The organism is Thalassotalea eurytherma, assembly GCF_030161415.1.
Classification (GTDB): Bacteria; Pseudomonadota; Gammaproteobacteria; order Enterobacterales; family Alteromonadaceae; genus Thalassotalea_G; species Thalassotalea_G eurytherma.
Genome location: NZ_BSSU01000009.1, coordinates 185,395 through 208,749, shown reverse-complemented (window position 1 = coordinate 208,749; position 23,355 = coordinate 185,395). Strand labels below are relative to the sequence as shown.

Genomic DNA, 23,355 nt, shown 5'->3' with positions numbered 1-23,355 from the left:
ATTTCAGTTTAGGGGAAGTGGACAATATTAATTTAAGTATTATTTTTTTCATGATAGTCATATTTTTTTGTTCGGTATATAAATAATCCGACAAAGATATTTATTAAGCCGACAAGTTATAATCAAATAAATATTCACTTTTATATTAATTTGAGACTGGAATTTAAACTAACGGTTATCACTGGTGTTAATGTCTAGTTCGGATATTTACACCATCAACTAATTTATCCTAATAAAATATACCCGCAGTTATAGCGCCCATACGTCAACCGATATACCTAAAGCAACAGACTGAACTGACCAGACTAACCTAGACATTTTCTTGGTTCATAAAATAGGTTTTATCATAGTCAACCGGAGACTGATTATTTAAATACCCATGTTTACGTTTACTGTTATAAAACATTTCGATGTAATCGAAAATGTCTTCTTTAGCTTTTTCTCGATTTAAGTACTTTCGTCGCTTAATACGTTCACGCTTTAGTAGCTGGAAGAAGCTTTCAGCAACTGCATTATCATGACAATTCCCTCGACGACTCATGCTCAATGATAAATTATGTTCAGTTGCAAAGCGTTGCCAATCAGAACCTGTAAATTGACTGCCCTGATCGGCGTGAATAATGACAGTCTGCTGAGGTTTTCTTCGCCATACGGATGCGAGTAAAGCACTCAGTACGAGATCTGTATGCATCATCATTGCATCGACCAGCCAACAACTTGGCGAGAAAATAAGTCAATTACTACAGCTAAATAAAGAAAACCTTCATGTGTATTCACTAACCCAAGCCTGATTTGGCTGTACCACATCAAACTGCCTTTTAAGCTGGTTACCTGCCACTACTGAAGGCTTCTTACCATAATGGCCTTTACGCTTTGTATAGCCCACTTGCGCTTGGGTACCTGCAATGCACATTAAGCGATAAACCCTATTCTTAGAGCAACTTTCATCTAGATCTCGCATATCACTTTGCGATCTTACGATAACCATTTACACAGCCGCTTTCTAACCAAGATTGTTTTATTAATCCTATTAAACGCCGGTCATATTTAGCTCGCTTAGATACTGGCTCTTGAAGCCAAGCGTGAAAGCCACTGCGGTGAACTTGCAGTGCTTGGCACATCAGTTTTATGGGATATTGGTTGAGCCGAGACTTTATGAACGTGTACTTTTCTTTGACTCGCCCGCAAAGTACACGGCTGTAGATTCAACTTGTCAACGCAACACTATTTTTAATTACTTGTTTAGGTGTTTTAAAGCTCAAACTCTTTCTTGGCCTATTATTTAATTGAGCTGCAACTTCATCTAGTCGATCTTGTGAATGTTGAGCCAAACATGTCTTCTTAGGGAAGTATTGTCGGATTAAGCTATTAGTGTTCTCATTTAGACCTCTTTGCCAAGGACTCTGAGGATCGCAGAAATAAACGCGAACACCTGTTTTCTCTGTTAATTCAATATGTTTAGCTAGTTCCATACCTCGATCTCAAGTTAATGTTTGCTTTAACTTGTCAGGAAGGCTGTTAAATTTATGAGTTAAGGCATCATTTACAGACTGAGCATCCTTGCCTTTCAGTTTGAGGATAAAAGTATAACGAGATTTGCGATCAACTAATGTCGCTATATGTGTGTTTTTTGAACCTGTTACCAGATCACCCTCCCAGTGGCCAAGTGAACGACGATTCTCGAAATGCTTTGGACGTTCATGAATAGAAACCCCATTAACAATATTTATAGTGCCACGTTCACCTTTACGAGAGTGATTTTTACTATGCCGGAGGCTATGGCCTCGGCGGAGCTGTTTTGCCATCAAGTGACTTAATACTGATCGACTTCGATAATAGATAGTTTTATAAATCGTTTCTGCTGAAATTTGCATTGATTTTCGTCTAGACATAGTTCTTTTTAACCACCCTGATATTTGCTCTGGGGACCAATTTAATTCAAGCTTATCAATGACTATATGTCTTAACTCTGTATTTGATTCTAAGAGGCAAAGCTTAGGTCTTTTAGCCATTCTCCAAGCCCTATTATTAGCATCTACAGCTGTATAATAACGACGACCTCGGTTACGCTGCACTTCTCGGGATATTGTGGACGGTGAACGATTCAATAAACGGGCAATAGCCCTAATACTCATTTTTGCAGATAAACTAACCCGTATTTCCTCTCTTTCTTCTAAGGTTAAATGTTTAGCCTTTCGCTGACGAGTTGGTGGTTTAATTCCACCAGTATCCCGAAGCATAGTGAAATAGTACCTGGCTTTGAATCTAGCAGGTTAGCTATATCACTAAAGCCTTTTCCTTGTTTCCATGAGTCAAAAACAAACTCTTTTTCTTGTGCTGTAAATGTACGTTTCATTCAATAACCCTCCGCAAAACAATATTTTCATATGATTGTTGCGTTGACCAATTGAATCTAAAGCGGCTTCCTTTAATAGGTCTCGCTCTTGCTGAGTGCGTCTTAGCTCTTTCTCAAGCGCTTTAATACGCTTCTCTTGCTCGGATAATTCTTGATAGTGTTCGCTGTTGCTACCATAACGTTTTAGCCAAAGATAAAGGCTATTTGTTGAGATATCTAACCGCTCTGCAGCGCTTGCCACAGAATGGCCTTTTTCAGTGACTTGTTTTACAGCCTGTATTTTAAATTCTTCGGGAAATCTTTTAGCGCTCATTTATTCTCCTAGGACACAAAGTTTACTACTTAATTGTGTCTAGAAAAATCTGGTCGATTCAGGGGTTACAAGTAGTGCGGTATAGGGTGCAATCACTTCCTAAGTACCACGGATTAATACGACTTTACCCTACACCGAAAATTACACCACTAATTCCTTCAAATTATTGGGGTTAAAATTAATAAAACCAACGAGATAGGGGAGATATTACCCCATTAACCCAATTTACCCTACTGTGAATATTTAAAATTGATGAAGAAATAACACGGTATAAATTTCTAAATCTAAAAATTTATTATCAGATAACCCGCAATATATGTAGTAGTTGATAGTGGAGTGGTGTAAGTGAAAATGGGGTAAGAAATTACCCTATGTGTAGATACAAAAAAGCCCAGCTAATGCTGGGCTTATCTGATAAATGGTGCCGACTGCCGGAGTCGAACTGGCGACCTACTGATTACAAGTCAGTTGCTCTACCAACTGAGCTAAGTCGGCACACAAAACTGTGTGCGATAAACAATGTTTATCTTGGCACCGAATAAATAATTTGATTAATCACTTATTCAAAATTTGGTCTGAAATAGATGGTGCCTCGAGGCGGAATCGAACCACCGACACGGGGATTTTCAATCCCCTGCTCTACCGACTGAGCTATCGAGGCGTGTCTATTCAGTTTTGTCTTTTCGGGCTTGCCTTGAAGACGGGCGCTATTAAACTGTTTTTCGTTTTCTACGTCAACTACTTTTTTAAATTAATTTATTGTTTGCTTGTTTTTTCTTCGTTTTGTCGCTTAAATCAGCGCTTTTGCATGTTTTTACCCTTTAAGCGTTATAAAGGGTAAAAAGTCCGATAGCAATAAAGCCGACACCCGCGATATACGATAAGGTTCTTTCATCAACATATTGTGAAATAAAAGTGCCTACTAGAACGCCCATTGCAGTTGCACATATTAATGCTACCGACGCCGCAGCAAACACCATCCATTTACTTACATCTTTATCTGCAGCAAACAGCATAGTGGCTAGTTGCGTTTTATCACCCAGCTCTGCAATAAACACGGAAGCGAAAATCGTGATAAAAATTTTCCAATCAAATGAGAATTCCATTACTATTTACTTCTCAGGGGTATAGCCTTCAATGTGTGGCTCTTTTCCTTCAAATAGAAATTCAACCATTGTCTTTTCTAAAAAAGCACGATCGTCGGGGTTCATCATATTCATTTTGTGTTCATTGATTAACATGGTTTGCTTTTTCTGCCATAGCGTCCAAGCTTCTTTGCCAATGTTATCAAAAATACGTTTGCCAATGTCACCAGGGTATAGTTGAAAATCTAAACCGTCGTCATCTTTTTTAAAGTGCTGACAAAATACTGTGCGAGCCATATCTATTCTTTTAACCTATAATTTTTGACATTATGTTTACTGTTGAAGCTGCTAAGCCAACAGACGATTGTTGCGTAATATCATACCATTGTTGTTTTGAATTTTCGTTGATTTGTGCGCTTTTATCCGCGTTACACTCAATCACAATGGGCAATATATCTAAATGAAAGTGACTAAAGGTATGGCGAAATTCTTCAAAACGCTTTCTGCTTACTTCTTTTAACTGCATCTTACCTAAAAACGCTGCAATGTCATTCTCATCAGCAACTTCATGAAAACACCATAAACCGCCCCAAATACCTGTAGGCGGTCTCTTTTCCATTAATAGTCGATGGTTCACTTTTGGGATCACCATAATGGTGTGCTTCTCAGGGATTTTCTTTTTCGGTTTTTTCTGAGGAAACTCGCTTTGCAGATCGCCAAGTTTTGCTAAGCAACCAGATTGAAGTGGGCATTCTGAACAATTGGGTTTAGATCGGGTGCAAACTAAAGCGCCTAAGTCCATCATGGCTTGATTAAACTGAGCAACGCCTTCTGCAGGGGTTAAGGCTTCAGTGATAGGCCAAAGCTGTTTTTCGTATTTCGCTTGCCCGTTGTAACCTTCTACTGTGTAGCATCTGGCGAGTACTCTTTTTACGTTACCATCTAGAATCGGATAATGCTTATTCAACGATAGGCTTAAAATAGCACCGGCAGTTGATCTGCCAATACCGGGTAACATCATCACTTCTTCGACTGTTTGTGGAAATTCATCATTGAATTCTTGATGTATAATTTTGGCCGTTTTATGCAGGTTTCGTGCTCTTGCGTAATAGCCCAAGCCCGTCCAATGATGCAAAACATTATCTTCGTCGGCTTGAGCTAATGCTGCAATGGTTGGAAAGCTTTCCATAAACTTTTGATAATAGGGGATAACAGTTGCAACTTGGGTTTGTTGCAACATGATTTCTGAGATCCAAACGCGGTAGGGAGTTTTGTTTTGCTGCCAAGGTAAGGTTTTTCTGCCTTGCTTTTGATACCAAGCAAGCACTTGATCGGCAAATAACTGCGCTGATGCTTCTTTAATTATTATGGTCTTTGTCATAGTGGCGACAGTGTAGCGAATTGATGATCTTGAAACAAATAACAGTTAACGAAGAAAAAGAATAAAATCTCATAGTAAAGCTAGAATATTTAGCCATTTAACACTATCCTTCGGCCAAACATTGTTTGTATAAACACAAAAGAGAATCAAATGAAGAAAGACGCTAAAAATAGAAATAGAAGACTTCGTAAAAAACTTCGCGTAGATGAATTTCAAGAGCTGGGCTTTGATGTTGCCTGGAAATTAGCCGACGATGCGACCAATGAGTCAGTCGATGCATTTATCGATAACTTTTTTGCTCAGGTGATAGAGCCGAACGAATTAGGCTTTGGTGGTGAAGGTGACACCTTATGGCACGGCCTTATTTGTACACAAAAAATGGGTAAATGTACTGAAGAGCACAGAGCAAAAGTAGAAGCTTGGCTGAAAGATAATGGCGCTACAGCTGTTTCGGTATCGGCATTATATGATCTGTGGTGGGCAGAATAATCTGCAGTATTGATTGAGTTTCAAGCAATAACCGTGGATAATACGCGCCCTTAAATTTAGGTAATAGTAAGATTAAGTTCATGAGTGAAAGAGAGCATAAAACCGTAGAGCAGGCAGCAGCTGAAGGTAAATATATTCGCACTGTGCGCAGTTTTGTTAAGCGTGAAGGTCGTTTAACAAAAGGTCAGGCGGCGGCATTAGAGAACTTTTGGTCGCAAATGGGCTTAAACCATCAAGATGGTGAAATAGATTGCTATCAGCTTTTCGGTAACAACAATCCTGTTACGCTTGAAATAGGCTTTGGTATGGGTAAGTCGTTAGTTGAGATGGCAAAAAATGCGCCTGAAACTAATTTTATTGGTATTGAAGTGCACCGTCCCGGTGTTGGCGCTTGTATTGCTACTGCGCAAGAAGAAGGTGTTAGTAACCTAAAAGTGTACGAACACGATGCCATTGAAATTCTTGCTGATTGTATTCCAGATAAGTCATTAACAACGGTTCAATTATTCTTTCCTGATCCGTGGCATAAGAAAAAGCATCATAAACGTCGAATTGTACAGCCGGAATTTGTTGAAACTATTCGTCAAAAACTGAAGGTTGGTGGCGTTTTTCACATGGCGACCGATTGGGAAAACTATGCTGAGTGTATGTTGGAAGATATGCAAAGCTCACCAGGTTACCAAAATTTGTCTGAGACAAATGACTATGTTCCTCGCCCTGATGCGCGCCCACTTACTAAGTTTGAACAACGTGGTCATCGTTTAGGTCATGGTGTATGGGATCTGCAGTTTGCGCGTAAAGACTGATAAAAATAGCTAAATAAAAAAAGGGCTACGTGGTTAACGTGGCCCTTTTTGTTTTATCTGTTTAGCAAAGCGCCTTATTCACCATTTCTGTGTAATAAATGATGTTGTTGAATGTGCATTAAGTGCTTGCTATGTCTAACGTTTCCCGTTTTCTCTAGCCATTTCTGATCGATAATATCGCGCTCTAGTGCAGCCTGTAAGATCCTAATTGGGTATTGCGTCCAGAAATATATTGTAGCGTCTATATGGCTATCATTGTTAGGAAAAGAGTCGCATCTGGAGGTTTCCAATTCTACTTTAATAGCTTTGATCACTTCCGGTTTGATATCTGTGACTAATACGTCTTTAAAATGGTTGAATTTCTTGGCACGAATGATTTGGTAAATCATCCATATAATAGACAGTACTGCCAAACTCGCTAAAACTTCTAACATAAATCTCTGCTCTAATAATGCTTAGCTATCATAGCAAGTTAATGATTGCATGCTCTAGCATAATTTTACGAAAATTAGAAAAATGGCTCGATATATTGAGGCTGTGTCAGTTATTATCATTTGGTAAACAAATTATTTAAGGAATGATATGCATAAGTTGCTGCTCGTAATAATCCCCCTATTGATGGCTTTACCTAGCTACGCGCAAAATAAGGTGCAAAAAATTTACCAAAATATGAATCCTGGGGTTGTTGAGTTACATGTTGAAGCGCTCGCCAAACCCGAAGCAGCCCAAGTTAATTATAAAGTGAATACAGGTCATTCATTGGGCTCAGGCGCGCTTGTCAGTAACAATGGCCGTATATTAACTGCAGCTCATGTCGTAGAGCGAGCAACAAAAATTGAAGTAGCATTTGCTAATGGATTTAAAACTTCTGGCCATGTCGTATGGGTGGCATCTTTGGTTGATTTGGCTATGATTCAAGTCGCTGAGATGCCAAAAGATGGCTACAAAGTCCTTGAGCTTGCTAAGAAAAATTCATACAAAGTTGGTGAACAGGTGGTTGTGATCGGTGCGCCTTATGGTGTTAGCCATAGTTTGTCGGTTGGTTATTTAAGCGGTATTCGAGATAAAGCCGAAATCCCACTAAACAAACTTAAACCAAGGTTTTTGCAAACAGATGCCGCCATTAATCAGGGTAACTCTGGTGGCCCTATGTTTAATATGGATGGTGAAATTGTAGGGATAGTGAGCCACATCCTTAGCCAAAGTGGTGGCTCTCAAGGGCTTGGTTTTGTCGTCTCAACTGATACTGTTCAAGATGTCGTGGCGAGTAAGCCGCCAATGTGGGTTGGCTTCGTACCTATTATGCTCGATAAAAAATTATCGAATGCACTCAATAATCCGTTTGGTTATGGTTTGTTAATTCAACAGGTTATTCCTAAAACACTTGCTGATAAGCTTGGTTTTAAAGGTGGCGATATAGCAGTAAACCTTGGTCAGCAATCTATCTTGCTTGGTGGCGATATTTTAGTGAAAGCTGGTCCCGTTAAGCTCGATAGTATTGAATCAATATTTGAAGCAACTCAGTGGTTTGGTGGGCTGAAAAAAGGGCAGGAAGTTACGTTTAAGTTTGTACGAGATAGTAAAATATTAGACGTAAGCTGGGTTGTCGACTAACACCTATACACTGCATTATGAATTATCTTGCGCATCTTTACTTTGCCCAACCTAATGCAGATTCTCATATGGGAAATCTGCTCGGTGACTTTCGAAAGGGAGCACAGCTAGATAGTTATTCTCAGCGCATTAAATTAGGCTTACAAAATCATTATTTAGTTGATAAATTTACTGATAGTCACCCGCTAATCAAGCTGGCAAAGCAACTCTTTAAAAAAGAGCATCGACGGTTTTCTGGTATCGCAATTGATGTTTTATTTGACCACTTTTTGATTGCTTATTGGTCAGCATACCCGTTAAAAAGTGATGTCACTTTCAACAAATTTAAAACACAAAGTTACCACTATTTATCAGTAAATAAGTCGATCATGCCGGAGCGAATGCAACGCGTGGTAACCTATATGACAACAGATGATTGGTTTGAGCAATATCGGGAACTAGATGGTATTGCTCGCGCACTCACTAACATTGCTCAACGTGTTCGTTTTGACAATGATTTTCATCACATCGTTGATGATGTTTATCTGCACTATCAAACATTAGATCAAATCTTTCATCAGTTTTTTCCAGACTTGATGGCTCATGTTGAGCAATTATCACCAGAAATTATAAGAGAATGATCACACGCTAAAGTGCGCGCCTTCATGCATGAGTAATTTCGATTTTAACCCTAAGCCACCGGCATAACCGGTTAATTTACCATTGCTACCAATCACGCGATGGCAAGGTACGATTAAAGCGATAGGATTCGCACCATTAGCTGTACCCACTGCTCTAACAGCTTTAGGGTTATTAATTGCTGTTGCTATATCGCTGTAAGTATAGGTTTCACCTTGCTTGATATTGCATAACGCTTGCCAAACTGATTTTTGAAAAGGTGTACCTGTTGGGGCAAGGGGAACATCAAATTCGACTCTCGTGCCAATGAAGTATTCTTTAAGTTGTTTAACAACCTCTTGAAATTTTTCTGGCTCTTCCTGCCACTGTGCTTGCTTTTTAATAGCCGCTTTGCCAGCTTGAAAGGCTAGTGCTGTTAAACCGTCATCATTTGCAACTAGCGCAATTTCTCCCATAGGGCTCAAATAGGTGGTGTAGTACATTTTTCACTCGTTAATTGATAATGATTGCCAAAGGTAAATAGCGGCATAAGCCCGCCACGGTCGCCATTGTTGTGCAAGGGCTAAAATTTCTTTGTTTTTAATTCTTTCTTTTGGTGCGCAGCCTTTTTCACTTAACGCTTTTATAATACCTAAGTCAGCACTTGGGAAAGCATCTGGATCGCTTAACCCTCGCATTGCAAAATAGTTCACTGTCCAAGGGCCTATCCCTTTTAGCTTAACAAGCTCCTGCTGCACTTCGTCAATATGATTATAATAATTGAAAATTTGGTGGTTATTTTCATAATATTGGCACCATAGTTTTAGCGTAGAAATTCGGCTCTGGGTTAGACCTAAGCCATCAAAATTCGCTGTAATCAACCTGTTATTGTCTGGGAAGTGGTGGCTCATACCCAGTGGGTTAGCGTTGCAGGGAAGGCCATAAGCTACGCAAATTCTTTTCGCTAATGTAGTGGCCGCCTTTACTGAAAATTGCTGGCCTAAAATGGCTCTTATTGTAAATTCAAATAGATCAAAGCATCCTGGCAGTCTTAGGCCGGGTGTACGTTCAATGACCTTCCTGATGTTTTCATTCCCGCCAATAGTTTGATGGATAATATCTAGATTCGCATCCAAATCAAACATTTTTCTTACTCTCGATATGAGGGTTGGTAAAATTTGAAAATTATCCGTGTGAACGGTTAACAGTAATGCTTGTTCGTTTGGTACTTCACTATGTATCACCGTGAAATATCCCGATGTACTATCTAAAGTAAAAACTCGTGCATACTGCTGGTCAGTAACATGCTCTATTTCTTTAATTTGGCGTAAGGCAAAAAACGACAACATTAATGGCCAATCAAATTCACCTTGATAAGGAAGTTTAATTTGCGCTTGGTTGGTTGCTTCTTTTGGCACGTGTTCGGCGAGTAAACTAGGTGCTTTACCATACAGATCTTTAATCGCTTCGTTAAATCGTCTCACGCTATTAAAGCCACTAGCAAAACACACATCAGTAATAGATAAATTCGAATTTCTTAGTAGCTTTAGAGCGCTTAATAGTCGGTGTTGTTGCCAGTATTGATTGGGCGTTACACCAAAACTAAGGCTAAAACGCCTTCTATATTGCCGCTCACTTAGTTGGCAATGTTTTGCACTATTGTTTACATTTCCCTGGTGTATTAAAAGAGCGTTAAGAAGTTGTTTTTCAGTCAGTGCTAGCCTAGGCTCGGGTGCTAATTCGGGTAAACATCTTTTACAAGGGCGAAAGCCTTGTTGTTGGGCAATGACAGCCGTAGCATAATAACGAACATTCTCTTCTTTAGGCGGCTTAACACGACAAATAGGACGACAAAATATGCCTGTCGTGACAACACCTATAAAAAACTTACCATCAAAGCGTGCATCACGGCTCATACGAGCGCGTTGAAAGCTTTTTTTTTGATGAATTGTTAAGTCTGGTGTTGGCGTTTTGTTCGACATGTAGTGAACTCGCTAAGTAAATTTACATGTACTATAGCGAGTTATTGACAATTAACTAGCGATAATCGGACACTTATTTTGAGTGCCTTAGTTTGCTATAGGCTTTGATGGGTACAAATCAAACATACTTTTTATGGCCTCGTCGATTCGAGTTTTTCGCTCACTTGTTTTCATGTCTAGTTCATTTTCAAAGTTCGAAGCTGCAAACCATGCCGGCGTATTTTTGTAGGTCAATGTAATATTGATAGTTGTAATCGTTGTATCGCCATTAGGTAAGTCAACGGTTTTTCCTACGCCAATACCAACTGAACTATTGCTGGTTTGTCTACCGGTACCAAACGAAAAATTCACCGAAGAACTATTAGGTTTATCTTTATAAGTGAGCTGATAATTAATTTGGCAATTTGCGTCAGCGCTAGTTAGTACTATTCCACTTTGCATTGCTTGTTGCCCAATGCTTTGATGCACCATACTCAGCACTATAGGGTTCTCTTGACCCACAGGCACCGTTTCATTTAATTGGCATTGTTCAAACGCTGAAAAATCAATATTTTCATTAGTGTCGATTGTTGGTTTAGTCGATTGGCATGCACTTAATAATGTAACTGCCGAGATAATAAAAATTGAACGTTTTTGCATTGTCATATCGAACCATAATAAAAATGAATAATGATTACGTTAGCATAGTTGAATTTTAAGCCCTATAGGTAATGTTGTTTTGACTACATATAGTTACATTACTGGTTGTAAAATAGGCAGGTTTTAATTTTTATTTAACTGTTTAAAAAGTCGCCAGTTATTGACTTTGTTGGCCTAAGTACGTAGAATCCTCGCCCCTTGTAAACCCCCTTTATTTCTTGATGTTGATGTCTTTGCTGAAATTATATCTTTGGCAAACAAGGCATTTTTGCATCTTGTTAACTATTCTAATTAACCAATGGTTAATACAAACGTGAGATAACAATGTTTGAATTACATGCTAGCAAAGTCACTAGTTTAAAAAATGATATTTTATCAGGTTTTACCGTCGCCTTGGCGTTAGTACCTGAAGCTGTTGCATTTGCATTTGTAGCAGGAGTTGAGCCTCTTGTTGGTTTATATGCTGCGTTTATGGTTGGCTTAATTACGTCAATATTTGGTGGCCGCCCTGGGATGATTTCTGGTGCTACAGGTGCTATGGCTGTTGTTATGGTGAGTTTAGTAGCCATACACGGCGTTGAATATCTATTTGCTACGGTAGTGTTGACGGGGGTGCTCCAGATACTTGCGGGTATCTTTAAACTAGGAAAGTTTATTCGATTAGTTCCCCATCCTGTAATGCTTGGTTTTGTAAATGGCTTAGCAATCGTGATTTTCCTTGCACAATTAGGGCAGTTTAAAGTGCCTGATGACAATGGCGTTATGGTGTGGATGCAAGGTAACCAAATGCTTACTATGGTTGGCTTAGTAGCATTAACGATGGCGATTATTCACTTTTTACCTAAATTAACAAAGGCGGTACCTTCGTCTTTAGTCGCGATTGTTGTGGTGACTTTATTGGTACAAAGCTTAGGTTTAGATGCGCGAACGGTCGTCGATTTTGTTCGTGATATGACAAATGATCCAGCAGCATCTATTGCTGGTGGTTTACCGCAATTTTCAATTCCTAATGTACCGTTTACTTTGGAAACTTTTAGAATCATATTCCCGTTTGCACTTGTTCTAGCTGCTATTGGTTTAATTGAATCACTATTAACTCTGACATTAATTGATGAGTTAACGGGCACTCGTGGTCGTGGTAATAAAGAATGTGTTGCCCAAGGCGCAGCAAACACCGTAACCGGCTTTTTTGGCGGTATGGGTGGTTGTGCCATGATTGGTCAATCAATGATCAACGTTAACTCTGGTGGTCGTGGTCGCACGTCTGGTATTACTGCCGCACTAGGTTTATTAGCCTTTATTTTATTTGCTTCTGGTTTGATTGAACAAATTCCTTTGGCGGCACTCGTTGGCGTTATGTTTATTGTTGTTATCGGAACCTTTGAATGGTCAAGTTTCCGTATCGTGAACAAGGTACCTAAAGCCGATGCATTCGTTATTGTACTTGTATCAGGTGTGACTGTAGCAACTGACTTAGCAGTAGCGGTTGTTGTTGGTGTGATTGTTTCAGCGTTAGTATTTGCTTGGGAACATGCGAAACACGTTATTGTAAACCGTACAGCAGATGATCAAGGTTCAACTGTTTATGAAGTGAACGGCCCATTATTCTTTGGTTCTGTATCGCATTTCTTAGAACAGTTCGATGTCGAAAATGACTTAGATGATGTTGTTGTTGAGTTTAAAAACTCACGCGTAGCAGATCACTCAGCAATTGAAGCGATAGACACATTAGCAGAGCGCTACTTAGCTAAAGGTAAGCAACTTCATTTAAAGCATTTAAGTCAAGAATGTTTAGTCTTATTGAAAAAAGCAGGTGATTTAGTTGAAGTGAATGTGATTGAAGATCCTGATTATCACATTGCTACAGACAAGCTAGCTTAATAATCTAGTTTTTAATTAGCGTGAGTTGAGTATACTTAACTCATGCTAATTAATGTTTTCGTTTATGAGTGACATCCAACTTGATTTTTTTGACGTTCCAAGCCCGTGTGTTGGTATTTGCCAATCAGACGAAAAAGGCTATTGCCTTGGCTGTATGAGAACAAGAGATGAAAGACAAGGGTGGATACAGTTTAATAACGATGACAAACAAAAGGTTATTAAACGCTGCCAACAGCGATTAAAAAGAAAGAAAGGCAAAGCTATCAAAGTCAAAGAACAGGAAGTTGAAAGTACCAAACAACCGTCACTCTTTGATCCCGTAGCAAAACCTAAAGCCGATGCAGATGATACATTAGATTTTGGTGACTTCGAGTTATAATCTCTTTGAACTTATCAAAATCACATATCGTGCATTCATTGACCACTTAATCAGATTATCTTAAATAGCACTTGCTGAACATGTGAAAGCGCTATATGATGGCTTCGCTTTGACGTTATCGTACGTAAAAGCGATACGCACTGCTAAGTGCCTCGATAGCTCAGTCGGTAGAGCAGGGGATTGAAAATCCCCGTGTCGGTGGTTCGATTCCGCCTCGAGGCACCATTCTCGTTTCACTCGTATACTCCCGCTTGACGCATCGAACATAGATTGTAAATTACGTCCTTGTAATTTATCGCTTCGCGACCAGACATTGTCTGTCCTAAGTTGGTTCCAGACCCCTTAGTCCGCCTCGAGGCACCATTCTCGTTTCACTCGTATACTCCCGCTTGACGCATCGAACATAGATTGTAAATTACGTCCGTGTAATTTATCGCTTCGCGACCAGACATTGTCTGTCCTAAGTTGGTTCCAGATCCCTTAGTCCGCCTCGAGGCACCATTCTCGTTACACTCGAATACTCCCTATTGACGCATCGAACGTAGATTGTAAATTACGTCCTTGTAATTTATCGCTTCGCGACCAGACATTGTCTTCTCTATCTGTTTCAACGTTAAAAGATTGTGCCCCCTATAAGCCTTTTATAATGCTGCTCAAGTATCTGGTATTGCTGTTTTGTAACGTCTTTGTATCTATTGCACGCCATTTGTCCATAAAGTAAACGCATGGTCCGACCTGTTTAGTGTTTGGTTACAAATTGAAACTGGTTTGTGATTATATCGTGGATGCTTGTGTGCTATATTCCCGCATCATTTTGTTCAGTATAGCGATTTAGCGTTAGTGCTAAATGGTTAGTGTTAATAATTTCAAGTAGGTCGTATGAAATTACAAAAAACTCTTTTGGCTTCTGCAATAGTTATTGCCTCATTAAATGCTCATTCTGCAGCTTTTCAATTAAACGAAACAAGTGCCTCTGGCTTAGGTCGTGCTTTTGCTGGTGAAGCTGCGATTGCAGATAATGCTTCTGTAGTTTCTCGTAACCCAGCGTTAATGGCGCAATTTACTGAAAAACAACTATCGGTTGTTGCTACCTATGTTGATCCTGGTGTTGATGTTGAAGGTGTTAGTGCGCCTACTTTAGTTGGCGAAGATTTTGATGTTAGCCAAATGGATGCAAATGGTGTTGTACCACCTGCGTTAATTCCTGCGATGTATTATGTAAACCCTGTAAACGAGCAGTTTGCATGGGGTGTAGGCTTCAACTCTAACTTTGGCCTCGCATCTGTTTACGATGAAGATTATGTAGCCGGTTCAATTGGTGGTACTACAGATTTGCTAACGATGAATGCTAACCTAAGTGGCTCTTACAAAATCAATGACAAATTCGCAATTGGTTTAGGGGTGAATGTAATTTACGGTCAAGCAGAATTAAGTCGTCAAGCAGGTGCAACTTTAGAAAATGGTATTTCTCATCCTAATCCATTGGTCGGTGAATTAGTGCCACCTGTACCAAGAGACACAGAAATTATTCGCATGGAAGGTGATGATATCGCCTTTGGTTGGAATATTGGTGCAACCTATCAAATCAATGAAAACCATCGTTTAGGCTTTAACTACCGTAGCTCTTCAGAAGTTGATTTTGAAGGTGATTACACTAGTATTTCTGGCGCGACAGAGCCTGGTCATTTAGCAATTGATTTACCTGAAATTTTTGAATTCTCTGGTTACCACCAAATTTCTAAAAAAACAGCTTTCCATTACAGCGCTATGTACACTGGCTGGAGCAGTTTTGAAACATTGGAAGCGTATGTTTATAGCGATGAGTCTTCACCGGTATTTGCTAAAGAAGAAAGCTTCAATAATACAATGCGTTACGCCGTAGGTGTTACCCATGAGTATAGCCCTGAGCTCACATTACGTGCCGGTATTGCTTACGATGAGTCAGCATCAACAACTCACCCGTCAATTTCTATCCCTGATAGTGACCGCAAATGGTTAACTGCTGGCGGCACCTATCAGCTGAAAGAAAACAGCTCTATCGACTTTGCGATTGCCTATGTTGATGGTGATGAAGTGCACCTTTCGGAGCAAGATGCTTTATTAGAAACAGTTGTTGGCGGCGCACCTGCATTAGAGCCGCTACTTGGTGATACAAGTTGGAGCTATACCTCAGAAGGTAATGCACTATTGCTATCAGTACAATATAACGTCGCTTTTTAAGCAAATAGGATTAAGCATACAAAACGCTAGTCGGTTGACTGGCGTTTTTTTTGCGCGTAACGATTTAAAATTCTGCAAAATAATACGAGTTGTCTATGCTTTGAGTAAAAGCTAAAGGAATTGTTTTGCCTGCAAGTAAACGTGAAGCTCGATTAGAAAAAATATTGACGTCGTTTTTTGAGTTGGACAAGTACTTTAATAAAGCAGCATCATTGGTTGATTATATTGAAAAAGTACATGAAAAGCTTGGAGAGCTTATGTACGCAAGAAACTTTTTTCTAGCTACATACAATAAGTCAGCCAACACCATAGATTTTGTTTATGAAGTTGATGAACGTGAAAACGCCTCGTACCCCCTTGACTCCATCCAGTTATCCTCACCTGATGTTTCTCCAACTGCTTGGATAATAACCAACAAAAAACCATTGGTCATGCAAAAAGGCAAAGGCCCAATCGAGCGAAAAGATGATGATACATGGGGCTTTGGTGAGCGCAGTCAACATTGGATTGGTATTCCATTAATTGACAAAAAGGGGGAGTGCTTAGGAGCAATGGTCATCCAAAGCTATACGCCTGACATTGTTTATAGCGACGAAGATCAACACATCTTTCACTTGTTAACCAATGTAGTCGCGTCAGCTGTTGAAAAGCATGTTACTGTGGCCGCTTTAGAGTCTTTGGTCGTTGAACGCACCGCTCAATTAGAAACAGAATTAGAAGAAAAAGCCCATTCAGAAAAATTACAGCTTGGCCTTTATAAACTATCTTCGCTTGTTAATGACGAAATCCCATTAACTGACTTATATATGCAGGTGCATGAAATCATAAAAACCTTGTTAGTTGCTGAAAATTTCTATATCGCTATTTTTGACGAAACTGAAAATATTATTACCATCCCATATTATATTGATGAAAAAGAAACAGAGCGTGAAATGGGCTTTTCAATGCCCCTCGGCAAAGGCCTTAGTTCTTATGTGATAAAAACGCGCACTGCTCAACGCATCTTCCCACAAGATGTTGAACACCTAGTGCGTGATGGTCATGTTGATGAGGTTGTTGGCCCACAAGGTTATTCTTGCTGGATAGGCGCGCCGATGATTTCTTCAAATATCGTTCATGGTTTGATTGTGGTGCAAAGCTACGATATGAATGTTACCTATTCTGAAGAAGATCTTAAACTGCTCAATTATGTAGCGAACCATGTGGCAAAAGCAGTAGAGTCTATGCAGAACAAACAAATGCGCAAAGATTCTCAATTGAAGCTTGCTAAGCAACATAGGGTGTTAGAGCAGCAAAACAAAAGCCTTAACGACACACTTAATGTCTTAAAACGCACTCAGCAAGAATTAATTCAAAAAGAAAAAATGGCATCGTTAGGAGGCCTTGTTGCGGGAATAGCCCATGAAATTAATACACCTCTTGGTATTTGTGTTACAGGTGTAAGTCATTTAATGGGAGAGTACCATGATGTACAAAAGGCATTGCAAGATGAAACCTTGTCGCAAGCGCAGCTAGATGATTTTTTTGATGAAATTGGACAAGTAGGGCAAATATTAACAACTAACATGCAACGCGCTGCAGACTTAGTGAATAGCTTTAAACAAGTTGCAGTGGATCAGTCATCAAATAGTATCAGGGATATTGCGCTTAGTACTTACATTAACGAAGTAATTTTATCGCTAAAACCTACCCTGAAGAAAAAGAAGCACAACATTAGCGTACAATGCCCAAATCAAATTTCAATTCGAACCAACGCAGGCGCGTTATCTCAAATAATCAGTAATTTACTACTTAATTCATATATTCATGGTTTTGATGGTATAGAGTTGGGCAATATTTCGATTGTTGTTGAAGAGAGAAACGGATTTGTTTTAATGCGCTATCAAGATGATGGCAATGGCATGGATGCTCAAGCACTAGAACAATTATTTGATCCATTCTATACGACAAAACGCGGCGCTGGTGGCAGTGGTTTAGGAACACATTTGGTTTATAACCTAGTAACAAATGCATTAAGTGGCAAGATACAAGCGAAAAGCCAACCCGGTAAAGGATTGGCTTATATGATAAAGTTCCCTGTTAGTATTGAAGAGTAGTTCGCGTTATTTATCTTGATAAATGGCGTTTACTTCAAGCGCTTTATCAATATTATCGAGCATTAGTGAAACCACTTTTGCATCTAAATGCTTGCCCGATTCGCGTTTGAACAATTCAATCACATCTTCAATCGGCCATGCTTCTTTGTAACAACGCTTGTGGGTAAGGGCGTCAAAGACATCTGCTACCGCTACAATACGGGCAAATATATGTATGTCATCACCTTTTAGACCATTAGGATAGCCAGTACCGTCATATTTCTCATGATGTTGTTGAGAAATGATAGCGGCGGCTTTCAGAATTGGACGCTCAGAGCCTTCTAAAATATCGTGACCAATGTTTGGGTGTTGCTTCATAATTTCCATTTCATCATCATCAAGGCGGCCAGGTTTTAATAGCACGCTGTCTGGCGTCGCGATCTTTCCAATATCATGCATTGGCGCCGCTTGTTTGAGTAGCTCAGCTTCTTCTTGCGTTAAGCCGTACTCAATAGCCAGCATATAACTAACTTCAGACATACGTCGAATGTGATTGCCTGCTTCGTTAGAGCGTGATTCAACAACGTCACCTAATCGATAGATAAGCTCTTCTTGCGTTTCAATGATTTCTCGGTTTAACAATAAGTTGTCAAAAGCCAATGTTACATTGCCCGAAAATATTTGAAGTAACTGAGCATCGATATCGCTGAGTTGTTCAATACCCTTTAAATACAATAAGCTAACCTTACTACTATGACTTGGAAAGTAACCGACTAGCACGTTATCTTCATGAATACTTTTCCCTGCTTGAACTGCCCGGTTCAAGTAAGATAACGTTTTATCATCAATCGTAGCCGGCGCATTGTCAGGTGAAGTATGGGCAATTACCTGATAGTCATCTTCTTCATAAACTGCACTGATCCCTTCAACCTGCACTAACATGCTTTTCTCATCAATACGTAAAATTGACATCACTTGTTGTAGTAAACCATTAAAAAAGTGTTGTAACGTCCGTTTTTCAAGAACATCAGTCGTAGATGATATAACGCGTTCTAAACCCGTTCGATAAAGCTCTTGGTATTTACGGGCTTGCTCAACTTGGATGATATCTCGATATGCACGTAATGCAGCAAAGACTGTTGTAAATAGCTTTTTCCGATCAAGTTCAGTTTTTTCTTTATAGTCATTAATATCATAATCAACGATCACCCGCTCTTCTGGCGCCTGACCAGGTTGACCTGTTCTTAAGACAATACGAGAGAAAAAGTTCTTTAAGTCTTGTCGCATCCACCGCGCAACTTCTAAGCCCGCGTCATCGGTTTCCATAACAACATCTAAAAAAACTAAAGCAACTTCTTGTTCTTTTTTCAGTAATTCTTTTGCTTCTTGTCCTGAGTAGGCATGTAAAAAGGTAAGTGACCGTTCGTCTAAACTAAAGCGCTTTAGCGCCATTTTAGTGACCGTGTGGATATCTTCCTCGTCATCGACAATCACAATTTTCCAAGGAGGTAAACTAGGCTTTGCAGAACTTTTTAAAAAAGAAAGGGGCATGACTATATGTTTTTCTTATTGAGGACAATGTATAAACATATAGCCAATAATCGTCAAAACGACAAAAAAATGATTAACTTTTATTGGGTTAAGATTACTTTTACAGGGCTAAGTCGATAACCATTTCACGTAACTCATCTTTTGAGATTGAATTACTATGGTTTTTGTCAAATTGATGAAAAATACTTTCGCACATACGAATGCCTTTATCTTGCAATAAGCACTCAATTAAATCGACAAATTCGCTACGACTAATTACGCCATCTTTATCTTCATCGAAAACTTCAAACAGTTCATCAACCCACTGATTTATTTCCATAGTTATCCCTTTACCTTATCAGGAGAATATGAAGTCACTGTACCGCTATTTTACTCACAAAGAAACTGCTTTTTCATGAAAAAAGTAAAAGTCAGAACAGTTTAACGGAGGAACAAACTATTGTGTAAAAAAAATGTTAAAGCAGTTGTAATCTGGTTTTGCACAGATAGACTATATGTGCGAATTAAATAAAGGAATGAAAACTAATGAAAAAAATGTGGAAATCGCTTTTCGGCATTTGTGTTGCTGTCGGTTTTATCAGCCAATCTTATGCTGAGCCTGCACCAACTAAACAACAAATGATGATAGAAGATTGTCATGTTGAAGGAATTCGTTCTCAGGTGCGTTGCGGTAAGTTAACCGTTCCTGAAAACTACAACAAGCCGACTGACGCTACACTCGATGTAAATTTTGTTGTATTGCCCGCTCATGACAACAGTAAAAATAATACCCCCATGATGTTTTTAGCAGGCGGCCCAGGCCAAGCTGCAGCTCAGATGGCTAGTGGTATTTTACGTATGTTCTCAGAAGTACGTAAAACCCGAGATATTATTCTTGTTGATCAACGAGGAACAGGCCAGTCAAATGGTTTGCAATGTAACAATTTTGAAGATTATGATCTTTATGAAGATATAACTGACGATATGTCGTCACAGGATATTCTTGATTGTTTGGCCGACTTTAACGTCGATTTATCACACTATAATACGACTAATGCGATTCGAGATTTTGATGCACTTCGTGACGCGTTAAGCATTGAGAAAATCGCACTTTACGGCGGTTCATACGGTACTCGAGCAGCGCTTGTTTATATGAATATGTTCCCTCAACACATTGAAAGCGTTGTCCTTGATAGCGTTGGCCCGGTTGAAATTCAAATTGGCTTGTTCGGCCAAACAGGCGCACGTTCCTATCAACTTTTACTTGAAAATTGTCAACTTGATGAAGCATGTCATCAAGCTTTTCCAAATTTAGATGAAGAGTTCCAAGCACTTATTGAGCGTGTAGAAGCTGAACCTATCCGTGCAACGGTTATGCATCCAACGTTAGGTTCTCCTACTGAATTTGTTATCAGCAGAACAAAGCTGATAAGTACTTTGCGCTTGCAGCTTTACTTTATGCAGGGGCGACAATTTGTGCCCTACGTAATTCATCAAGCATACCTAGGTAATTACTTACCATTAGCAGGGCTAGTTGCTCAGTCAGGTGGTGATGAATCAGGTCAAATCCATGCCGGTTTGCTATTTAATATTTTATGTAGTGAAGACTATCCGTTAGTTAAACAAAACCAATGGCAAGCTGATGCTGATAATAATTTTGGTCGCAATGAAGCTCAAAAGAACTGGCATTTAGCTTGTGGTGTATGGCCAACATATGAAGTAGAAAGAGAATACTTCAAGCCAGTAACTGCTGATATTCCTACATTGATTATGTCGGGCAAGTTAGATCCCGTAACTCCTCCTAGCTACGGTGATATTACCGACAAAACGTTACCTAACTCTCGACATATTGTTGTTAAAAATGCTTCTCATATCGTCGTGTCGAGTCCGTGTGCTATTGATTTGGTCAATGAATTTTTAACGAATAAAGACCCTCAAGCAATTGACGATACGTGCTTAGTTGAAATAGAAGACGAGCGTTTTATTACTCACGTTAATGGTAGTAATTAAGGGATATATAATGATTGAAGTTAATAACCTACATAAAAAATTTAAGGATGTTACCGCACTTGAAGGGCTCTCGTTTTCGGCAAAAGATGGTGAGATCACTGGTATATTAGGGCCAAACGGCGCAGGTAAAACAACATGTTTACGTACATTGTACGGATTGCTTAAAGCAGACCAAGGCAGTGCAACGATCGACGGAATCAATGTCTCTGAGCAGCCGCTAATCGCGCGTGGTAATTTAGGCATCTTTCCAGATAAATTTGGTTTGTATGAGCGTTTAACCGCTTATGAGCAAATTGATTACTTTGCTAGCATTCATGGTTTAACGGGGGCTAAAAAGAAACAAGCGATAGAAGAAGTGCTACAAGAGCTTGAAATGGAAGATCTTGCACATCGAAAAACTGTCGGTTTTTCACAGGGTCAACGCATGAAAGTAACACTTGCTCAGGCGTTGGTGCATAAGCCAAAGAACTTTGTACTTGATGAGCCTACCCGTGGTTTAGATGTCATGAGCACACGCATTTTACGTAACTACTTAAGCAAATATAAAGCGAAAGGTCATTGCATTTTATTCTCTTCTCATGTCATGCAAGAGGTGGCGGCATTATGTGATCGAGTCATTGTTGTTGCAAACGGAAAACTAGCTGCGCAAGGTACACCTCAAGAATTATGCGATTTAGCTGGTGAAGCACAACTAGAAGACGCCTTTGTTAAAATCATTGGTTCAGATGAAGGAGTAGCAGCATGATCCAATTTAACGCGTTATTTTCTAAAGAAATTAAAGAGGCAATACGCGATAAACGTGCATTAATGGCAGCCTTTACTATGGCGTTTCTAGCGCCTGTTATGATTTTTGTAATGTCTAAAATGGCGATTAAAGAAGCGGTTGAAACACCACCTGCTTATGTGAACATCTCTGGTGGAGAATATGCGCCAGCGTTAATGAAGCATCTAGCAGATGATAATGTTTTCCCAATGTCAGAAGTAGAAGACGCTGACAAAGTGATGTGGGAAAAGCGAAATATTGAGGTGTTCATCCCCGCTGATTTCGAAGAAAGTTTATTGGCAGGTACATCAATTAACGTGGTTTTAAGAGCTGATTATGGTGAAAAGGCTCATCAGTCGATTATTCGACGTGTTCGAGACTCTGTCTACAGTTACTCAAGGCAAATTGGTTATCAACGTATCATGATGCGCGGCATTGATGTGAAGCTGCTAAGGCCTATTAATTTGGCGGAGCAAGATACCCAAAAGCCAAGTTCAAATGCCACGTTTATTTCACTAATGCTTTCAATTTATTTGTTATTTGGTGCTTTTTTCTCAGGCCTTTCTGTTGCCATCGATACCAGTGCAGGTGAACGCGAGAGAAATGTGTTAGAAATATTACTTTGTCAGCCAGTTAGTACGATGAAGGTTGTTTTAGCTAAACTATTCGCCGCAACTACCATAGCGCTCATTGGTGTGGTGTTAACCCTGATATTATCCACCATCGCAGTGGGTTTTGTTGACTTAAGTCAGTTAGGTTTAACATTTAATCTTGATATGAAAACTGCTATCTCGTTATTGATACTGTTAATACCTATTTGTTTCTTCGCTTCTGCGCTGCAACTATTCTTTGCCTTTAACGCTAAAACATTTAAAGAGGCGCAGTCTTTAGTGTCGATTATTATTATGTTGCCGGGCATGATTCCGTTTGCATTATCTATGATGAATGATCGTCCTCAGTGGTTAGATTGGGCACCTATTTCAGGTCAATACTTGATTATGGAAGACCTGTTTAAAGGTGATCCTGTCGGCTTTGGCGTTTTACTCGTGACTGGTGCATTTACTGTATTGATGACCGTTATTTTGGTGAAAGTTATGGCTGAGAGATTAAAGTCTGAAAAGGTTGTACTTGCTTTGAGTTAGTACTGCGTTGAGCTAGTATTGATTAGTTGTTGAAAAAGCAGAGTTTCTAAGGGAACTCTGCTTTTTTTATCGGCGTTTTTGAGATTAATTTCG

Annotated in this window: 21 protein-coding genes, 3 tRNA genes and 2 pseudogenes; 12 read left to right on the top strand and 14 right to left on the bottom strand. The window is 39.5% G+C overall.

Going from position 1 to position 23,355, the window contains the following annotated elements; all coding sequences use genetic code 11:
* Positions 1-310 precede the first annotated feature (310 nt).
* The 8 genes and pseudogenes from QQK02_RS10400 to mutY all read right to left on the bottom strand — a co-directional run.
* Positions 311-1,196 (bottom strand): annotated as a pseudogene (locus QQK02_RS10400) (IS3 family transposase); the annotation flags it as partial.
* Positions 1,197-1,205: 9 nt separating this feature from the next.
* Positions 1,206-2,356 (bottom strand): annotated as a pseudogene (locus QQK02_RS10395) (IS30 family transposase).
* Positions 2,313-2,669, bottom strand: a complete 357-nt coding sequence (locus tag QQK02_RS10390) for a transposase (protein WP_284207948.1) — start codon at positions 2,667-2,669, stop codon at positions 2,313-2,315. The pseudogene QQK02_RS10395 and the gene QQK02_RS10390 overlap by 44 nt, the downstream one beginning before the upstream one ends.
* Positions 2,670-3,088: 419 nt before the next feature.
* Positions 3,089-3,164: transfer RNA gene (locus tag QQK02_RS10385), tRNA-Thr, on the bottom strand.
* A gap of 90 nt (positions 3,165-3,254) precedes the next feature.
* Positions 3,255-3,330 (bottom strand) — tRNA-Phe (locus QQK02_RS10380).
* A 160-nt stretch (positions 3,331-3,490) separates the two neighbouring features.
* Complete coding sequence (locus QQK02_RS10375) at positions 3,491-3,775, bottom strand: TMEM165/GDT1 family protein (protein ID WP_284207947.1); 285 nt, start codon at positions 3,773-3,775, stop codon at positions 3,491-3,493.
* Positions 3,776-3,781: 6 nt separating this feature from the next.
* Positions 3,782-4,051: an oxidative damage protection protein gene (locus QQK02_RS10370; RefSeq protein ID WP_284207946.1), complete on the bottom strand. Its 270-nt coding sequence runs from the start codon at positions 4,049-4,051 to the stop codon at positions 3,782-3,784.
* Between the two features lie 10 nt (positions 4,052-4,061).
* Positions 4,062-5,135: an A/G-specific adenine glycosylase gene (mutY, locus tag QQK02_RS10365; RefSeq protein ID WP_284207945.1), complete on the bottom strand. Its 1,074-nt coding sequence runs from the start codon at positions 5,133-5,135 to the stop codon at positions 4,062-4,064.
* A gap of 150 nt (positions 5,136-5,285) precedes the next feature.
* Between mutY and QQK02_RS10360 the strand changes: the two genes are divergently transcribed.
* Positions 5,286-5,624: a 50S ribosome-binding protein YggL gene (locus tag QQK02_RS10360; RefSeq protein ID WP_284207944.1), complete on the top strand. Its 339-nt coding sequence runs from the start codon at positions 5,286-5,288 to the stop codon at positions 5,622-5,624.
* An 80-nt stretch (positions 5,625-5,704) separates the two neighbouring features.
* The gene (trmB, locus tag QQK02_RS10355; RefSeq protein WP_284207943.1) at positions 5,705-6,430 is read left to right on the top strand and encodes a tRNA (guanosine(46)-N7)-methyltransferase TrmB; all 726 of its coding nucleotides are present in this window, start codon (positions 5,705-5,707) and stop codon (positions 6,428-6,430) included.
* A 74-nt stretch (positions 6,431-6,504) separates the two neighbouring features.
* Here the strand turns inward: trmB and QQK02_RS10350 are convergent, their stop codons facing one another.
* Positions 6,505-6,864, bottom strand: coding sequence for a hypothetical protein (locus QQK02_RS10350; protein ID WP_284207942.1), 360 nt, complete (start codon positions 6,862-6,864; stop codon positions 6,505-6,507).
* Between the two features lie 148 nt (positions 6,865-7,012).
* Between QQK02_RS10350 and QQK02_RS10345 the strand changes: the two genes are divergently transcribed.
* Together QQK02_RS10345 and QQK02_RS10340 are read left to right on the top strand one after the other, a co-directional pair.
* On the top strand, positions 7,013-8,044 hold the full coding sequence (locus tag QQK02_RS10345) for a S1C family serine protease (RefSeq protein ID WP_284207941.1): 1,032 nt from the start codon (positions 7,013-7,015) through the stop codon (positions 8,042-8,044).
* Between the two features lie 17 nt (positions 8,045-8,061).
* Positions 8,062-8,664: an acyl carrier protein phosphodiesterase gene (locus QQK02_RS10340; RefSeq protein WP_284207940.1), complete on the top strand. Its 603-nt coding sequence runs from the start codon at positions 8,062-8,064 to the stop codon at positions 8,662-8,664.
* On the opposite strand, the gene QQK02_RS10335 is transcribed toward QQK02_RS10340, so the two are convergent.
* The 3 genes from QQK02_RS10335 to QQK02_RS10325 form a co-directional block, all read right to left on the bottom strand.
* Entirely contained in the window at positions 8,665-9,144 is a 480-nt protein-coding gene (locus QQK02_RS10335) for a methylated-DNA--[protein]-cysteine S-methyltransferase (RefSeq protein WP_284207939.1), read from the bottom strand.
* Positions 9,145-9,147: 3 nt separating this feature from the next.
* Positions 9,148-10,623, bottom strand: a complete 1,476-nt coding sequence (locus QQK02_RS10330) for a DNA-3-methyladenine glycosylase 2 family protein (RefSeq protein WP_284207938.1) — start codon at positions 10,621-10,623, stop codon at positions 9,148-9,150.
* An 87-nt stretch (positions 10,624-10,710) separates the two neighbouring features.
* Entirely contained in the window at positions 10,711-11,268 is a 558-nt protein-coding gene (locus QQK02_RS10325) for a DUF4136 domain-containing protein (RefSeq protein ID WP_284207936.1), read from the bottom strand.
* A 318-nt stretch (positions 11,269-11,586) separates the two neighbouring features.
* On the opposite strand from QQK02_RS10325, the gene QQK02_RS10320 reads away from it, so the two are divergent.
* From QQK02_RS10320 to QQK02_RS10300, 5 genes are all read left to right on the top strand, one after another.
* Positions 11,587-13,143: a SulP family inorganic anion transporter gene (locus QQK02_RS10320; RefSeq protein WP_284207935.1), complete on the top strand. Its 1,557-nt coding sequence runs from the start codon at positions 11,587-11,589 to the stop codon at positions 13,141-13,143.
* A gap of 64 nt (positions 13,144-13,207) precedes the next feature.
* Entirely contained in the window at positions 13,208-13,522 is a 315-nt protein-coding gene (locus tag QQK02_RS10315) for a DUF1289 domain-containing protein (RefSeq protein WP_284207934.1), read from the top strand.
* A 149-nt stretch (positions 13,523-13,671) separates the two neighbouring features.
* Positions 13,672-13,747, top strand: a tRNA-Phe gene (locus QQK02_RS10310).
* Positions 13,748-14,401: 654 nt separating this feature from the next.
* Complete coding sequence (locus tag QQK02_RS10305) at positions 14,402-15,742, top strand: outer membrane protein transport protein (RefSeq protein ID WP_284207933.1); 1,341 nt, start codon at positions 14,402-14,404, stop codon at positions 15,740-15,742.
* Between the two features lie 125 nt (positions 15,743-15,867).
* Complete coding sequence (locus QQK02_RS10300) at positions 15,868-17,838, top strand: ATP-binding protein (protein WP_284207932.1); 1,971 nt, start codon at positions 15,868-15,870, stop codon at positions 17,836-17,838.
* A 6-nt stretch (positions 17,839-17,844) separates the two neighbouring features.
* On the opposite strand, the gene QQK02_RS10295 is transcribed toward QQK02_RS10300, so the two are convergent.
* Positions 17,845-19,368 carry an HD domain-containing phosphohydrolase gene (locus QQK02_RS10295; protein ID WP_284207931.1) on the bottom strand — a complete coding sequence of 508 codons (1,524 nt, stop codon included), beginning with the start codon at positions 19,366-19,368 and terminating at the stop codon, positions 17,845-17,847.
* A 100-nt stretch (positions 19,369-19,468) separates the two neighbouring features.
* A complete protein-coding gene (locus QQK02_RS10290; RefSeq protein WP_284207930.1) occupies positions 19,469-19,687 on the bottom strand; it encodes an EF-hand domain-containing protein in 219 nt (72 codons plus the stop codon).
* A 206-nt stretch (positions 19,688-19,893) separates the two neighbouring features.
* Here QQK02_RS10290 and QQK02_RS10285 point away from each other — a divergent pair, with 206 nt between their 5' ends.
* Genes QQK02_RS10285 through QQK02_RS10275 form a run of 3 tightly spaced genes read left to right on the top strand, consistent with a single transcriptional unit; the run spans position 19,894 to position 23,262 of the window.
* Positions 19,894-21,357: an alpha/beta hydrolase gene (locus QQK02_RS10285; RefSeq protein WP_284207929.1), complete on the top strand. Its 1,464-nt coding sequence runs from the start codon at positions 19,894-19,896 to the stop codon at positions 21,355-21,357.
* A 10-nt stretch (positions 21,358-21,367) separates the two neighbouring features.
* A complete protein-coding gene (locus QQK02_RS10280; RefSeq protein WP_284207928.1) occupies positions 21,368-22,102 on the top strand; it encodes an ABC transporter ATP-binding protein in 735 nt (244 codons plus the stop codon).
* Positions 22,099-23,262: an ABC transporter permease gene (locus QQK02_RS10275; protein ID WP_284207927.1), complete on the top strand. Its 1,164-nt coding sequence runs from the start codon at positions 22,099-22,101 to the stop codon at positions 23,260-23,262. Before QQK02_RS10280 ends, QQK02_RS10275 begins: the two co-directional genes overlap by 4 nt.
* The last annotated feature ends 93 nt before the right edge of the window (positions 23,263-23,355 follow it).

Bases quoted from the DNA above. Each gene is read 5' to 3' on its own strand.
- QQK02_RS10320 (WP_284207935.1), top strand. From the start codon at position 11,587: ATGTTTGAATTACATGCTAGCAAAGTCACTAGTTTAAAAAATGATATT.
- QQK02_RS10360 (WP_284207944.1), top strand. From the start codon at position 5,286: ATGAAGAAAGACGCTAAAAATAGAAATAGAAGACTTCGTAAAAAACTT.
- QQK02_RS10295 (WP_284207931.1), bottom strand. From the start codon at position 19,368: ATGCCCCTTTCTTTTTTAAAAAGTTCTGCAAAGCCTAGTTTACCTCCT.
- QQK02_RS10370 (WP_284207946.1), bottom strand. From the start codon at position 4,051: ATGGCTCGCACAGTATTTTGTCAGCACTTTAAAAAAGATGACGACGGT.
- QQK02_RS10290 (WP_284207930.1), bottom strand. From the start codon at position 19,687: ATGGAAATAAATCAGTGGGTTGATGAACTGTTTGAAGTTTTCGATGAA.
- QQK02_RS10325 (WP_284207936.1), bottom strand. From the start codon at position 11,268: ATGACAATGCAAAAACGTTCAATTTTTATTATCTCGGCAGTTACATTA.
- QQK02_RS10350 (WP_284207942.1), bottom strand. From the start codon at position 6,864: ATGTTAGAAGTTTTAGCGAGTTTGGCAGTACTGTCTATTATATGGATG.
- QQK02_RS10315 (WP_284207934.1), top strand. From the start codon at position 13,208: ATGAGTGACATCCAACTTGATTTTTTTGACGTTCCAAGCCCGTGTGTT.
- QQK02_RS10275 (WP_284207927.1), top strand. From the start codon at position 22,099: ATGATCCAATTTAACGCGTTATTTTCTAAAGAAATTAAAGAGGCAATA.
- QQK02_RS10345 (WP_284207941.1), top strand. From the start codon at position 7,013: ATGCATAAGTTGCTGCTCGTAATAATCCCCCTATTGATGGCTTTACCT.
- QQK02_RS10335 (WP_284207939.1), bottom strand. From the start codon at position 9,144: ATGTACTACACCACCTATTTGAGCCCTATGGGAGAAATTGCGCTAGTT.
- QQK02_RS10375 (WP_284207947.1), bottom strand. From the start codon at position 3,775: ATGGAATTCTCATTTGATTGGAAAATTTTTATCACGATTTTCGCTTCC.
- QQK02_RS10285 (WP_284207929.1), top strand. From the start codon at position 19,894: ATGAAAAAAATGTGGAAATCGCTTTTCGGCATTTGTGTTGCTGTCGGT.
- QQK02_RS10330 (WP_284207938.1), bottom strand. From the start codon at position 10,623: ATGTCGAACAAAACGCCAACACCAGACTTAACAATTCATCAAAAAAAA.
- QQK02_RS10280 (WP_284207928.1), top strand. From the start codon at position 21,368: ATGATTGAAGTTAATAACCTACATAAAAAATTTAAGGATGTTACCGCA.
- trmB (WP_284207943.1), top strand. From the start codon at position 5,705: ATGAGTGAAAGAGAGCATAAAACCGTAGAGCAGGCAGCAGCTGAAGGT.
- QQK02_RS10340 (WP_284207940.1), top strand. From the start codon at position 8,062: ATGAATTATCTTGCGCATCTTTACTTTGCCCAACCTAATGCAGATTCT.
- mutY (WP_284207945.1), bottom strand. From the start codon at position 5,135: ATGACAAAGACCATAATAATTAAAGAAGCATCAGCGCAGTTATTTGCC.
- QQK02_RS10305 (WP_284207933.1), top strand. From the start codon at position 14,402: ATGAAATTACAAAAAACTCTTTTGGCTTCTGCAATAGTTATTGCCTCA.
- QQK02_RS10390 (WP_284207948.1), bottom strand. From the start codon at position 2,669: ATGAGCGCTAAAAGATTTCCCGAAGAATTTAAAATACAGGCTGTAAAA.